This window comes from Prosthecobacter sp., assembly GCF_044236155.1.
Classification (GTDB): domain Bacteria; phylum Verrucomicrobiota; class Verrucomicrobiia; order Verrucomicrobiales; family Verrucomicrobiaceae; genus Prosthecobacter.
In genome coordinates, this window is sequence record NZ_JBIIHA010000029.1 from 47755 (window position 1) to 61136 (window position 13382).

General features: G+C 61.5%; 13 protein-coding genes. 9 read left to right on the forward strand and 4 right to left on the reverse strand.

Features of this window, described 5'->3' with window-relative positions:
* The first annotated feature begins 21 nt into the window (after positions 1-21).
* The 6 genes from ACILSE_RS19555 (at position 22) to ACILSE_RS19580 (ending at position 4705) form a co-directional block, all read left to right on the forward strand.
* Entirely contained in the window at positions 22-1173 is a 1152-nt protein-coding gene (locus ACILSE_RS19555) for a Gfo/Idh/MocA family protein (protein WP_395719119.1), read from the forward strand.
* An 84-nt stretch (positions 1174-1257) separates the two neighbouring features.
* Positions 1258-2034: an MlaE family ABC transporter permease gene (locus ACILSE_RS19560; protein ID WP_395719120.1), complete on the forward strand. Its 777-nt coding sequence runs from the start codon at positions 1258-1260 to the stop codon at positions 2032-2034.
* A 1-nt stretch (position 2035) separates the two neighbouring features.
* Entirely contained in the window at positions 2036-2845 is an 810-nt protein-coding gene (locus ACILSE_RS19565; RefSeq protein WP_395719121.1) for an ABC transporter ATP-binding protein, read from the forward strand.
* The gene (gene mlaD, locus ACILSE_RS19570) at positions 2842-3327 is read left to right on the forward strand and encodes an outer membrane lipid asymmetry maintenance protein MlaD (RefSeq protein WP_395719122.1); all 486 of its coding nucleotides are present in this window, start codon (positions 2842-2844) and stop codon (positions 3325-3327) included. The genes ACILSE_RS19565 and mlaD overlap by 4 nt, the downstream gene beginning before the upstream one ends.
* Complete coding sequence (locus ACILSE_RS19575; protein ID WP_395719123.1) at positions 3324-3902, forward strand: phospholipid-binding protein MlaC; 579 nt, start codon at positions 3324-3326, stop codon at positions 3900-3902. The genes mlaD and ACILSE_RS19575 overlap by 4 nt, the downstream gene beginning before the upstream one ends.
* Positions 3899-4705 (forward strand): VacJ family lipoprotein, encoded by an 807-nt coding sequence (locus ACILSE_RS19580; RefSeq protein WP_395719124.1) that lies wholly within the window; start codon positions 3899-3901, stop codon positions 4703-4705. The genes ACILSE_RS19575 and ACILSE_RS19580 overlap by 4 nt, the downstream gene beginning before the upstream one ends.
* Before the next feature lie 124 nt (positions 4706-4829).
* On the opposite strand, the gene ACILSE_RS19585 is transcribed toward ACILSE_RS19580, so the two are convergent.
* The gene (locus tag ACILSE_RS19585) at positions 4830-7148 is read right to left on the reverse strand and encodes a secretin N-terminal domain-containing protein (RefSeq protein WP_395719125.1); all 2319 of its coding nucleotides are present in this window, start codon (positions 7146-7148) and stop codon (positions 4830-4832) included.
* Positions 7149-7289: 141 nt separating this feature from the next.
* Here ACILSE_RS19585 and ACILSE_RS19590 point away from each other — a divergent pair, with 141 nt between their 5' ends.
* The 3 genes from ACILSE_RS19590 to ligA are packed head-to-tail and all read left to right on the forward strand — an operon-like array spanning position 7290 to position 11737.
* On the forward strand, positions 7290-8060 hold the full coding sequence (locus ACILSE_RS19590) for an ABC transporter ATP-binding protein (protein ID WP_395719126.1): 771 nt from the start codon (positions 7290-7292) through the stop codon (positions 8058-8060).
* Entirely contained in the window at positions 8057-9694 is a 1638-nt protein-coding gene (locus ACILSE_RS19595) for a hypothetical protein (protein WP_395719127.1), read from the forward strand. The genes ACILSE_RS19590 and ACILSE_RS19595 overlap by 4 nt, the downstream gene beginning before the upstream one ends.
* Positions 9695-9745: 51 nt before the next feature.
* Entirely contained in the window at positions 9746-11737 is a 1992-nt protein-coding gene (gene ligA, locus ACILSE_RS19600; RefSeq protein ID WP_395719128.1) for an NAD-dependent DNA ligase LigA, read from the forward strand.
* Here the strand turns inward: ligA and rnhA are convergent.
* The 3 genes from rnhA to ACILSE_RS19615 all read right to left on the reverse strand — a co-directional run.
* Positions 11706-12212 carry a ribonuclease HI gene (gene rnhA, locus ACILSE_RS19605; protein ID WP_395719129.1) on the reverse strand — a complete coding sequence of 169 codons (507 nt, stop codon included), beginning with the start codon at positions 12210-12212 and terminating at the stop codon, positions 11706-11708. The genes ligA and rnhA overlap by 32 nt on opposite strands.
* Positions 12209-12520, reverse strand: coding sequence for a DUF3817 domain-containing protein (locus tag ACILSE_RS19610; protein ID WP_395719130.1), 312 nt, complete (start codon positions 12518-12520; stop codon positions 12209-12211). The genes rnhA and ACILSE_RS19610 overlap by 4 nt, the downstream gene beginning before the upstream one ends.
* 197 nt (positions 12521-12717) lie before the next feature.
* Positions 12718-13382: 3-hydroxy-5-phosphonooxypentane-2,4-dione thiolase LsrF (locus ACILSE_RS19615; RefSeq protein ID WP_395719131.1), on the reverse strand; the 665-nt coding region annotated here is incomplete at its 5' end.

A 13382-nucleotide genomic window follows, 5' to 3' on the forward strand; every position in this document is an offset into this window, starting at 1 on the left:
ACCCAAACCAACACACCCCCTATGAAAACACGCAGAATCGGCATCATCATGAACGGCGTCACTGGACGCATGGGCACCAACCAGCACCTCATCCGCTCCATCAAGGCGATCCGCGATCAAGGCGGCCTCAAGGTGGGCGATGACCTCGTCATCATGCCCGATCCCATCCTCACCGGTCGCAATCACGACAAGCTCGCCGCCCTCGCTGCACGCACGGGCGTGACGCGCTTCACCACGGATGTCGATGCGGCGCTCGCGAACCCCGATGACGAGATCTTTTTCGACGCCAGCGGCACGCTGCAACGTGCGGGCTTCATCGAGAAGGCCGTGAAGGCGAAAAAGGCCATCTACTGCGAGAAACCGACGGCGGTGGAGACCGCTGAGGCGCTGCGACTCGCCAAAGTGTGCGAGGACGCCGGCGTAAAGAACGGCGTGGTGCAGGACAAGCTGTGGCTGAGCGGCATCCGCAAGTTCAAGCTGCTGAAGGACCAAGGCTTCTTCGGCCGCATTTTGAGTGTGCGCGGCGAGTTCGGCTACTGGGTCTTCACCGGCCTCGATGCCGATCAGCCTGCGCAGCGTCCGTCATGGAATTACCGCAAGGAAGACGGCGGCGGCATCATCGTCGATATGCTCTGCCACTGGCGCTACGTGATCGACAATCTGTTTGGCAAAGTGAAGGCCGTGAGCTGCATGGGCGCCACGCACATCCCGCAACGTGTCGATGAACGCGGCAAAAGATACGACTGCACCAGCGACGATGCCTGCTACGCGACCTTTGAATGCGAAGGCGGTGTCATCTGCCAGTTCAACAGCTCCTGGACCGTCCGCGTGCGTCGCGATGATCTGCTCACGATGCAGGTCGATGGCACGCACGGCAGCGCCATCGTCGGATTGCGCGACTGCTGGGTGCAAAGCGCAGGCGTCACGCCGCGTCCGATCTGGAACCCGGACATCCAGCAGCCGATCAACTTCTTCGAAGGCTGGCAGAAAGTCCCCGATGCAACGACCTACGACAACGCCTTCAAAATCCAGTGGGAGGACTTCCTCCGCCATGTCGTGCTCGACACCCCCTTCCCGTGGACGCTGCGCGAAGGTGCCAAAGGCGTGCAACTCGCCGAACTCGGCCTGCAAAGCTGGGCAGAGCGCAAGTGGCTGCCGGTGACGGACCTGTGAGGGAGGTGAGCGAGAAATAATGCGGCGGCGTGTCGCAGAGTCGTTGCATCGCGTGTGCGGCTGCATGAAGATGGGTGTCACTGCATGCTGCGCATCGTTGGAAGACACACGCTCCACATCGTCCACTCACTGGGGGATTTTGCCTTGTTCATGGGGCGGTCGTTTCGCGCGGCCGCGGGGTCGCGCAAAATCACTCGCAGAATAATGCGTGCAGGATTTGAGCAGGGCGTGCGCTGCCTGCCGGTGATTTTGATCGTGGGCATGTTTACAGGACTCGTTCTCGGCCTGCAGGGTTATTATGTGCTCAACAAGTTCGGCTCGGAAGGCTTGCTCGGCACGCTGGTGTCGCTGAGCCTGATCCGTGAGATGGGACCGGTGCTGGCGGCGTTAATGCTGGTGGGTCAGGCGGGTTCGGCACTTGCGGCGGAGCTGGGCATCCAGCGCAATACGGAGCAGATTGCCGCTCTGGAGACCATGGGGGTGAGCAGTCATGCGTATCTGGTGGCCCCGCGTTTGATCGCAGCCTTGATCGTTTATCCGCTGCAGGCGGCATTGTTTGTCACTGTCGGGCTGGCCGGCGGTGCTTTATCGGGCTCGCTGCTGCTAGGGCTGGAGTCCGGCGTTTACTGGTCGGCGGTGGAGCGGGCCGTGGAGGCCGAGGATGTTCGGGAATGCTTCACGAAGGCTGCGGTTTTCGGCCTGCTGACCATCGGGATCTGCTCTTTTCATGGCTTTAACTCGCATCGTAACCGCTCCTCCACCGGTGCGCGGGCGGTCAGCGCCTCGACCACGCGGGCTGTGGTTCAGTCCTGCATCATCGTGCTGGCGGCGGATTATGTGATCACCTCGTTCCTCGTCTGAAATGGCCGTCCTTTCACCAGAACCGCTGCTTCAAGTCGAAGGACTGCACAAAAGCTTCGACGGCAATGTCGTGCTCTCGGGTGCGAGCCTCTCGGTGCCGCGTGGCTGCCTCGTTTCTGTGCTTGGACGTAGCGGCGCGGGCAAATCCGTCTTTCTCAAGTGTCTTGCGGATGTTTTGCAGCCTGACGCGGGGAGCATCCGCTTTGATGGGAGGCTGCTGGGCGCGGAGGATGCGGCGGCACGCGCGGATTTCCGGCGGCGCTGCAGTTTCTTGTTTCAAAGCAATGCGTTGTTCGACTCATTGACTGCCTTGGAGAACGTGGCGCTGCCGCTGGAGCAAACCACGGATCTTTTCGACAAGGAGATCATGGAGCGCAGTCTGGAGGCCTTGCGTCAGCTTGAACTGGACGCGCATTGCCATCGTTATCCCGGCCAGCTTTCCGGTGGCATGCAGAAGCGCCTCGCACTGGCGAGGGCGATTGTGACGCGGCCGGAACTGGTGCTTTTTGACGAGCCGACCGCTGGTCTCGATCCGCTGCGGCGCAACGCCGTTTTCGCGATGATCGCCAAGTATCAGCGGCAGTTTGGATTCACCGCCGTGGTCGTCACGCATGATGTGCCGGAGGCACTGGTGGCGAGCGACCGTGTGGCGCTGCTGGACAAGGGGCGGATGTGTTTCGAGGGCATTCCTGCGGATTTTTCTGCTTCCAATCATGGTGTCGTGAGCGATTTCCGTGATAGTATCGCCGCTCTTGGCAGTTCCCTTGCTTCTATCCGCCGGGGCGAAGCCACCTCATCCGCATACCCATGAAACAATCAAAGCTGGAACTCCTTGTCGGCGCCTTTGTGGTGCTTGGCCTCGCTGCCGTGCTTTACTTGACGATCAAGCTCGGAGCGGGTTCGATGCTGGGCGGAGACACTTATACCGTTCAGGCGCGGTTTACGAACGCGGGCGGTTTGAATTCAGGCAGCAGCGTCGTTGTGGCGGGAGTGTCGGTCGGGCGCGTGGAGGGGATCCGAGTCGATCCCGCTGATTTCAGCGCGATTGCCACCCTTCGGGTGATGTCCGGTCTGAAACTGCCGACGGACACCATGGCCTCGATTAAAACCACAGGCCTTATTGGTGACAAGTATGTGCTGCTCGCCCCTGGTGCCGAGGAGGCGAGCCTCGCTCCCGGCGATCTCATCACCATGACCGAATCCTCCGTCGATCTTGAATCCCTGATAGGCAAAATGGCCTTTGGTGGTGTAGAAGAAGGAAAAGACGAAAAAGCTCCCGCTCCAGTTCCATGACCCTCCGCTCATTATTCATCGCAGCCTTGTTCATTTCTCCTTTGTGCGCCACAGCACAGCTCGCCGAAGCCCAGGCGCGCCTCAAATCAGCGGTCAGTGAAGTGCTCGCCATCGCCGATCGAACGGCCAATCGCGCCGCTCTGCCCGAGAGCCTGCGCCCGGTATTGCGGAAGCATGTCAGCTTTGAAACGATGACCAAGCGCGCGGTAGGACCCGGCTGGCGGCAGTTCACGCCCGCTCAGCAGCAGCAGGCCACCCAGCTTTTTTCCACGCTGATCATCCGCACCTACAGCAACAAGTTCACTCCAGGCGAGTATCCGGCCATCGACTACAAGACGGCGGTGTCACCCGCCGCCGGCCGCGTGGATGTGCCCACGATCACGGTTTACAAGGGGAGCCGGTTCAGCGTGAACTACCGGATGGAGCAGGTGGAGGGCTGGAAAATCACAGATGTGGTGATCGAAGGGGTGAGCTTGATCGCCAATTACCGCAGTCAATTGGACGCCCAGTTTAAAAAAGGTGGCGCAAATGCTGTGATAAGCTCTCTTACGCAATCCGTCTCCCGTCCTCTATGAAATCCAACACACTTCTCATCCGCCTGCTGGTGCTCGCTGTGGCTCCGCTCCTGACCGACTGCACTTCCATGCAAAAGTCGGCTGCAACGCAAACGGCGTCTGTTGGTAAAACTGTGGAAAAAGGGAAGGCGACAGACAAGTCGGCCTCAGCGGCTCCAAAAGAGGAGGATGAATACGCCACCGCTGAGATTTCCGATCCTTTCGAGCCGGTCAATCGCGGCATGTTCTGGGTGAACGACCAGCTATACACCTTCATCTTCAAGCCGATCTCCAAAGGTTATCAGATCCTGTTCCCGAAGCCGGTGCGCAAAGGCATCGACAACGCGTTTGAGAACGTGAAATACCCCGTGCGCTTCGTGAACTGCGCTTTGCAGGGCAAGTTCAAGCGTGCCGGCCAGGAGACGGGTAAATTCTTCGTCAACACGATCGGCGGCGTCGGAGGCATCTTCCAGCCTGCGGAAAAAATCCCGTCCCTGGCCAACGTGCCGGCGGAGGACACGGCGCAGACTTTTGCCACCTGGGGCATCGGCCACGGGCCTTACATCGTGCTGCCCTTGCTCGGCCCGAGCAGCGTGCGTGACACGGTCGGCCTCGCGGGTGATTATGCCGCGAATCCGGTCAACTGGCCCTATCTATACTTCAAGACCGGGGATTGGAACATCGCCCCGCCCGCCGCGAACACCCTGCGTTCGATGCCCGACCAGTTTGAGAACTACGACGCCGCCACCAAGGACGCCGTCGATCCATACCTCTCTGCTCGCAGCACCTACGTGCAAAATCGCGCCGAAGCGGCAAAGAAGTAACATTCGACCAGATTTATCAACGGCCCGCTGGGGTGTTGATGCATCTAACAGTCATGTCGTGAACCCTTGCCGCGGATGGAGACGGGCGGGAGAGTTGCCTCTACCGATCCTATCCGTCGCTGGATCATTCCCGATAGGGCAGGGCCCGTGGGACGTCCTCCAGCGGCGGCGGATTGCTGAACTGCATGGATTCGTGGAAAAGGTCTGAACGGCCGGCCTCGATGCGGTTTGGGCCGTCCAAGGGATCGCTGGACTTGATGATGTGCGGTTGGATGAAGATGAGCAGTTCCTCCCGCACGGCCTCTCTGCTAGTGGTGCTAAACAGGTGCTTGATGAGGGGAATGCGGCGCAGGAGAACGGCTCCGCGCTCACCGTTCGTCACGCGTTCGGTGATGAGGCCGCCGAGGACGACTGTGGCCCCGTCCTTGATGGCCACCTCGGTGACGAGTTCCTGCGTGCCGATGGTGGGAACGGTGTTGTTGGAGATGGTCTGTGTGCCGACGATGTTGTCGTTGATCTGGGCGATTTTGAGCGTGACCTCGTTGTCCGAGTTGATGAGAGGCACGACCTCCAGCTTGAGCAGGACATCGCGATATTCGACGCTGACGCTTGTGCTGGCCACGCCGGCCGCGAAACCGCCGTTGGAGAGAATCTGCGCGGGCACGGCGATACGCTGACCGGAGGAAATGACGGACTTTGCGGCGTTTTTGGCATACACGCTCGGCGTGGCGAGCACCTTGAAGTCGCGGTTGCCGTCCGCCAGCTTGATGTACTTGCTCAAGGAACCCAGCGTTCCGTAGAAGTTGAGTTGATTGATGGAGAAGTTGTTCATGTTCGCCGGAAACTGAACCGTGCCGGCCGCCGAGGTCGTGCCGCCACTGGTCTGGTTCATGCTGAAATCATCCAGCATCTTCAGGAAGTCGAAGCCCACGTTGTAGTCCTTGCCAAGGGTGAGCTGGCCGATGATAGCGGAGATGTAGATCTGCTGCGGGCGCACATCCATTTCCTGTAGCAACTGGTCGATGCGGGCGATGTGCTCTGGCGAGCCGGAGACAACGAGGCTGTTCGATTGCGGATCGGCGATGAGCTGGGTCTTGCCGACGATCATGGATTCAGGCGCGCCGACATCCTCGGGCGCGTCCAGGACGCTGCGGCTGGCATTCGAGCCGGTGGTCATGCCGGTGCTGTTGCCAAAGTTGTTGTTCGTACCGAACGTGGAGTTGAAGCCGCCCTGGTTGCTGTTGCGCGCTTCTGTGGAGGGGGAGTTTGAATTGGCGCCGGTGCGACGGCTGCCACCACGCCCGCCACCGGCGGACGCACCACCGTCGTTGGACTGGATGTCGGTGTCTCGTGCCAGGGCGTTGTAGGCTACGGGCAGGAAATCGAGCACGTCGAGGTATTTGAGGCGGCGCTTGAGGAAATTGGTGCCGTCGTCGTGCTTGTCGAGCTTTTCGACCAACCCACGGATGTAGGTGATGTCCACGGGGCGTCCGATGACCAGCAGTTCGTTCGTGCGGCGGTAGGGGAAGATTTTCACCCGGGACGCGGCAGGATTGGTCGAGGAGGTGCTCGCACCCGCCATGGCGGCAGCCGGCACGGCAGGAACTCCTGGCCTTGCGGCAGGATTCGGCACGGCGGCAGGAACAGGGGCCGCGGAGCCGCCCGATTGCGCCTTTTCCTCCTGCTCGAAAATTTCCGTGACGATCTCGGCCACGAGTTCCACGTCGGAGCGCTCGAGTTTGATCATTTCATTGGCGATCTCGGCGGGCGGCACGTCGATGATCTGAGCTATCTCGCAGATGCTGCGGATGGTGATGCTGTTTTCCGTGATGATGAGCGCCGAGTCGTTCGAGATAGCCGTCATCGCGCCGTAGGTGTTCAGCTTGATCACCTGCTGGAAGGCCTTTGACGCCTGCTCCGCCGAAAGGTGCTGGAGCGGCAGCACATAGTGGCAGATTTCCTCGTTCTGCGGCAGATCGCGCACGGAATTATAGACTTTCAGGCCGTTGTTGGTTGGACTCTTGCCGCCCGCGTGGTTGATGAGCTTGGCCGTGGTGGCGTCGATGTGGATGATGGCGTAGCCGTTGAGCAGCAGCGTGGCCTCGATGAAGGCGATAGCGTCCTTCTTGGTGAGTTTTTGCGGTGAGATGATGCGTAGCTGCTCCCCTTGCAGCGCGGAATCGAGGATGAGCTTTTTCCCCGTTAGTTGGGTATAAAACGGGATGATGGCCTGGATCGGGGCGCTGGGGAAGTTGACCGTGATTTGCGCTCCTTCACCGACTGGAACATAACTGCTCGAACTGGACTGCCCTGCCGGAACGGGGACCGTGGGGGCCAACCCCGGCTGTTGAGCTTTCGTGGCATGCAGCGCGCCAAGCAGCAGAATGGCCAGCAAAACCGCAAAACGCAGTCTCGTCGTTGAATGGGAAGGGAAGGAGGACATTTTATGGAAATTGGACTGAGTTTACTGAATTAACTCGATTCGGCAAGGTTTTACTTAACTTCTATTAAAATTCGGCCTCCGTTGCTCCCTTCCTGAAGCCAGCCTTGCAACTCAGGCCCGCCCACGGAATCATCCGCCCGCATGATCTCCATCCAGGGTCTCACGAAGCGCTTTGGCGCCCAAACCGCCGTCGATCACCTTACTTTGGAAGTCCCGCCGGGCATGATTGTGGGCCTGCTGGGGCCGAACGGGGCAGGGAAGACCACCACCCTCAAAATGATCACCGGCATGCTCCAGCCGGATGCCGGCACCGCCCTGATCTGCGGGGTGAACGTGGTCACGCAGCCGATGGAGGCCAAGCGCCTCATGGGCTTCGTGCCGGACTCGGGCGCGGTCTATGAATCGCTGACCGGGCTCGAGTTCCTCCTCATGATTGGGGCGCTTTACGGCATTCATGAGGACGAGGCCCGGCCACGCATCCGGCAGTTTCTTGACTTCTTCGAGCTGGATGAGGAGACGCTCACCTCGAAGCTGCTCGGCGCATATTCCAAAGGTATGCGGCGGAAGGTCGTCATCACCGCCGCCCTGCTGCACAATCCGAAGGTCGTGCTGCTCGACGAACCGCTCGACGGTCTTGACGCCAACGCCGCTGTTGGATTCAAGGCGCTGCTCGAAACGCTCGCCCGTGAGGGCAAGACCATCGTTTACAGCTCCCACGTGCTCGATGTCGTCGAGCGCGTGTGCGACCGCGTGGCGATCATGGCGCAGGGCAAACTCCTGGTCGAAGGCGCTCCAGAGGATCTTCAGCGCGAGCATGGCGCGGATACCCTGGAGCAGCTTTTCACGCGTTTGACCGGCCTCAGCGGCCTGGAGGCGCGCGCTGAATCCTTTGCCAAAAACCTTCTGTCATGAGCGCCGCCGCCGTTCCACCGCCTGACAAGGTGCTGCATGCCCTGTTCTGGAAGCTGCTCTTCCGCGGCCGTGTGGCGCAGCAGATGGGCGCGCAGAAAACGAAGCGCCAGATCGGGCTCGGCGTCACCTTGCTCATCTACGCGCTCGTCGGCATCATGCCCGCCGCTTTTGCGCTCAACGCGGACAGCTTCATCTTCGCCAGCGTGTTGCACGGCTTCACCTTCATGTTTGCCTCGCTCACGCTGGCCTCGAACGCCGGGACGATGCTCTTCATGAAAGAGGAGGCGGAAATCCTGCTGCACCGGCCTGTCACGCCGCAGCAGATGCTGCGCGCGAAGTGCGCCGTGCTCGCCGGGTTCGCGCTCCTGCTCGCGCTGGCGCTGAACCTGGCCGGATTGGTCGCCGGTTTGTGGACGAAGGGCGCGACGTGGCGCTTCATTCCCGCGCATCTGCTTTCCATGTCGCTGCTGATGCTGTTCTCCGCCGCCAGCATCGTGCTCGTTTACAACCTCTGTCTCAAATGGTTCGGCCGCGAGCGTTTCGACAACCTGCTTGCCTCGCTGCAATCCCTGCTCGCCATCCTGATGATCCTCAGTGGTCAGATCATGCCGCGCATGATGGGGCTGGACACCTTCAAGCATCTCGAAAACGCCGGCGGGTGGATGCTGGCGCTGCCGCCCGTGTGGTTTGGCGCGCTCGATGCCCTGCTCGGCGGCACTTCATTCCATGCGGCCACGCTCTGGCTGCCTGCGGTGCTCGGCATCCTCGTCACCGCGATCACGAGCTGGCTCGCACTCGAAAAACTCGGCTCCGCCTACGGCCAGGGCCTCATGAACCTCAACGAGTCGGCCGGCACGCCAAAAGCAGGCAGTTCAAAACCCCGCGGCCGCTGGCTCGCCGCGCTCGTGAAGCTCCCGCCCCTGAGCTGGTGGCTGCGCGATCCCGTGGAGCGCCACGCCTTCAAGCTCACCACCGCCTACCTCGTGCGTGACCGCGAGGTCAAACTGCGGCTCTATCCTGGCATCGCCCCGTTGATCATCATGCCGCTGTTCATGACTTTCACCGGCGGCCGAGGTGGAAAGGGGGCCGCAGACGCTGCGATCATGCTCCAGGGCTTCGCCACCTGCTTCCTCGGCATGGTGCCCATGCAGGCGATGATGTTTCTCGGCTGCTCCGAGCACTGGCGCGCCTCCGCATTTTATCACACCGCGCCGCTGCCGCACTGGACGCCGCTGTTTCACGGCTCGCGCAAGGCCGTACTCGCCTGCCTGACCTTCCCGGTGCTGCTGTTGCAGGTGGTCATCATTTGCAGCGTGCAGCGTTCCTTGGCGCCGCTGGCGCTCAGCCTGCCTGCGGTGCTATTCCTGCCCGCCTTCTCACTCGTCACCGGTGTCATCCAGCAGTGGCTGCCGCTGTCAAAACCGTCCGAGGAGGTCAAAAACACCGCCACCGGCTGCCTCATGATGGCCGGCACCATGGCCGCCGCCGGCATCGTCGGCGGTCTGGCGAGCTGGATGTGGCACATCGGTCATTTCTGGCCCTTTCTTGCTATCGAGGCCGTGGTCATGATCGGCGCCGCGTTCCTGATGAAATACCTCATGCGCGACACGCCGTGGTTGGCGATGAAGGAGTGAACCGATTTTTATATTTCCTTGCGCCCCTTTGCGGCTAATCAGGTCGCAACCATGACCCACGCAGAAGCCGCCAACCGCGCCGCCTTTCTCAGCACCGAACTCCACCGTCACAACCGCCTTTACTACGTCGAGGCGAAGCCGGTCATCTCCGACAAGGAGTTCGACATGTTGCTGCGCGAGCTGCAGGACATCGAGGCAAAGTTTCCCGACCTCTTGACGCCTGATTCGCCCACGCAGCGTGTCGGCGGCGCTCCGCTCGAAGGCTTCACGCAGATCCGGCATACCGTGCCGATGATGAGCCTCGACAACACCTACTCGGAGGAGGAACTCACCGCCTTTTTCGCCCGCGTGCAGAAGGGACTCGGCCGCGAGACGATCGACTGCGTCATCGAGCCGAAGGTGGACGGCGTCGCGATCACGATTCGCTACGAGAACGGCGTCCTGAAGCACGGTGCGACGCGTGGCGACGGTCAGACCGGCGATGACGTCACCAATAACCTCAAAACCATCCAGCGCCTGCCCCTGCGGCTGCCGAAAGAAGGCCCGCAGACCTTCGAGGTGCGTGGCGAGGTGTTCATGACGAAGGCCGGCTTCGCCAAGCTTAACCAGGAGCGCGAGGAGGCAGGAGAGGCCACGTTTGCCAATCCGCGCAACTCCACCGCGGGCACCTTGAAGCTGCTCGATCCGAAGATTGTCGCCAAACGTCCGCTCGACATCGTCTTCTACGGCCTCTCCGATGCGGGCGGCATGGATTTGCAGTCGCAGACCGATGTTTACGCGTTGCTTGATGCCGCAGGACTGCGTAAGGCCGACCTCATCTGGCGCGCCGACAGCGCCGAAGGTTTGCTCCAGGCCATCCGCGAACTCGATGAGAAGCGCAGATCACTGCCCTACGAGACCGATGGCGCCGTCATCAAGGTGAACAGCTTTGGCGACCAGCGTGAGCTTGGAGTGACGAGCAAGGCACCGCGCTGGGCCATCGCCTACAAGTATCAGCCAGAGCAGGCGGAGACAAAGATCCTCGCCATCGACATTCAAGTCGGCCGCACCGGTGCATTGACGCCGGTGGCACGCCTGGAGCCCGTTCTCGTCAGCGGCAGCACCGTCAGCAACGCCACGTTGCACAACTACGAGGAGATCGAGCGCAAGGACATCCGCGTCGGCGATGTCGTCGTCATCGAAAAAGCTGGCGAGATCATCCCCGCCGTCGTCTCCGTCAAAAAAGAGCATCGTAAAGGCGATGAAGCCGTGGTGGTGGCCCCCACGCACTGCCCCGTCTGCGGCACCGCCGTGCATCGCGACGAGGAGCAGGTCGTCATCCGCTGCCCGAACCCGCACTGCCCCGAGGTCGTGAAGCGCCGGATCGAGCACTTCGTCAGCCGCGCCGCTATGGACATCAGCGGCCTCGGCGAATCCGTCGTCGCCCAGCTTGTTGATTTGAAGCTCGTGCGTGATGTGGGCGACCTTTACGCACTCAACGAGCTCCTCCTCGCCCGCCTCGAACGCGTCGGCACGAAGAGCATCGACAACTACCTCAAGGCCATCGAAGCCAGCAAGCAGCAGGACCCGTGGCGGCTCGTCTTCGGCCTCGGCATCCTCCACGTCGGCGCGGGTGGTGCGCGGAAGCTGCTCGAACACTTCGGCGGCATCGACGCCATCGGGGCGGCTGGCGTCGAGGAGTTGATGCAATGCCCCGACATCGGCGAAATCGTCGCCGTGAGCATCCACACGTGGTTTCGCGACGCGCACAACATCGCCCTGCTCGACCGCCTGCGCTCCGCGGGCCTCAACTTCACGCAGAAGGCTGTCACCGCCGCCTCCGACAAGCTCAACGGCACCACCTGGGTCATCACCGGCACCTTGAGCCAGGACCGCGAAACCATCGCCGACACCATCCGCGCCAACGGCGGCAAAGTCAGCGGCAGCGTCAGCGGTAAAACGACTTATCTGCTCGCCGGTGAAGACGCCGGCAGCAAACTCGACAAAGCCACCAAACTCGGCGTGAAGACGCTCACAGAAGCTGAGTTTCGGGCAATGCTTTGAATTCTTCGAGCAATCCCTTCAATTGTTCCTGCGTGTAATCAGCCTTCACCTTCGCTATGGCTGCATTCGCGAGTTCGTCGCAGCGTTCGTTGTCGGCGTGGCCGGCGTGGCCTTTGACCCAGTGCCAGTGGATCTGGTGATGGGCGGTGGCGGCGTCGAGCTGCTGCCAGAGGTCGGCGTTTTTGACGGGCTGCTTCGCGCTGGTGCGCCAGCCGTTGCGTTTCCATCCGGTGATCCATTGGCTGATGCCATGTCGGACGTACTGCGAGTCGGTGTGGAAGTCGATCTCGCACGGCTCTTTGAGGATGCGAAGGGCCTCGATGGCGGCCTGGAGCTCCATGCGGTTGTTTGTGGTGGCGGGAACGCCGCCGCTGATCTCGCGGACGTGCTTCCCATAGGCCAGCACGGCGGCCCAGCCGCCGGGACCGGGGTTGCCATGACAGCCGCCGTCGGAATGAATGACGACCTTCTTCACGCCTGCGGCAGGTTGGGTTCCGAGGCCCAGGCGCGCATGCGGCGGTCGATGAAGAACGGCACGAAGGGCAGGAGGGAGGCGGCAAAGACGAGAGCGGCGCGGCCGAGGGGCCAGCTCGTGTTCATCATCACGCGCCAGAGGGCGAAGCAGAACAGCACGAAGAGCCCGCCATGCACCGAGCCGATGATGCGCACCGCGAGCGGCATGCCCCAGGCGTATTTCAACGGCATGGCGACGAAGAGCAGGAGCAGATAGGACACGGCCTCAAGCAGGCCGACGCCGCGGAGGAAGGAGACGGGGTTTTTCATCGGGAGAGGAAGCTTTGTGAACCGGGAGGATTGGCCGAAAAAGTGAAAAGAATGAAAAAGAATCTCCGCCATCAGGCATTCCGCCCTTTTTGATCTTTTTCCTCTCTTTCGGCAACCGTCCGGGAATCCATCTCATGAAAAACTCCGGACGCCTGACGACGACCGGAGTTTCGCGAGTGGATGGAGAAGCGGAGAGATTACTTCTTCTTGAGCTCCTTCTTCTTGAGGTCGTTGTACATCTCGAAGGCCTTGTTGGCGTTGAGGCCGCCGTGCACCACTCCCTGCACCGCGCGCATCATGGCGACCGGAGCATCGCTCTGGAAGATGTTGCGGCCCATGTCCACGCCGGACGCGCCCTGCTTGATGGCGCTGGCGCACATCTTCAGCGCGTCGAGCTCCGGCAGCTTCTTGCCACCAGCGATGACGATCGGCACCGGGCAGCAGGAGGTGATGGTTTCGAAGTCCTTGTCAGTGTAGTAGCACTTCACCACGTTCGCGCCGAGCTCGGCCATGATGCGGGTGGCGAGGCGGAAGTACTGCGCGTTGCGGGCCATCGCACGGCCCACGGCGACGACGCCCATGACGCCGATGCCGTAGCGGGAGGCCGCATCGACGAGGTCGGTCATGTTCTTCAGGCTCTGGCGCTCGTAGGCGCTGCCGATGAAGACCTGCACGGCGAGGATGCTGGCGTTGAGGCGGATGGCCTCCTCGATGTTGATGGCGGTGGACTCATTGGAGAGCGGCTCGAAGCCGGGGCGGCCAAACTTGATCTTCTTGCCGTCGAGCTCGCCTTCCCACTCCTCAAACGGGCTGACCATCGAGGTGCCGCCGGAGGCGCGCAGGGCGATGGCCTTCTGCGTGG

Excerpts from the sequence above, each read along its gene's own strand:
- ACILSE_RS19560 (WP_395719120.1), top strand. The coding sequence starts at position 1,258 with ATGCTGCGCATCGTTGGAAGACACACGCTCCACATCGTCCACTCACTG.
- ligA (WP_395719128.1), top strand. The coding sequence starts at position 9,746 with ATGACCCACGCAGAAGCCGCCAACCGCGCCGCCTTTCTCAGCACCGAA.
- ACILSE_RS19575 (WP_395719123.1), top strand. The coding sequence starts at position 3,324 with ATGACCCTCCGCTCATTATTCATCGCAGCCTTGTTCATTTCTCCTTTG.
- ACILSE_RS19565 (WP_395719121.1), top strand. The coding sequence starts at position 2,036 with ATGGCCGTCCTTTCACCAGAACCGCTGCTTCAAGTCGAAGGACTGCAC.
- ACILSE_RS19555 (WP_395719119.1), top strand. The coding sequence starts at position 22 with ATGAAAACACGCAGAATCGGCATCATCATGAACGGCGTCACTGGACGC.
- ACILSE_RS19585 (WP_395719125.1), bottom strand. The coding sequence starts at position 7,148 with ATGTCCTCCTTCCCTTCCCATTCAACGACGAGACTGCGTTTTGCGGTT.
- ACILSE_RS19580 (WP_395719124.1), top strand. The coding sequence starts at position 3,899 with ATGAAATCCAACACACTTCTCATCCGCCTGCTGGTGCTCGCTGTGGCT.
- ACILSE_RS19610 (WP_395719130.1), bottom strand. The coding sequence starts at position 12,520 with ATGAAAAACCCCGTCTCCTTCCTCCGCGGCGTCGGCCTGCTTGAGGCC.
- ACILSE_RS19590 (WP_395719126.1), top strand. The coding sequence starts at position 7,290 with ATGATCTCCATCCAGGGTCTCACGAAGCGCTTTGGCGCCCAAACCGCC.
- mlaD (WP_395719122.1), top strand. The coding sequence starts at position 2,842 with ATGAAACAATCAAAGCTGGAACTCCTTGTCGGCGCCTTTGTGGTGCTT.
- ACILSE_RS19595 (WP_395719127.1), top strand. The coding sequence starts at position 8,057 with ATGAGCGCCGCCGCCGTTCCACCGCCTGACAAGGTGCTGCATGCCCTG.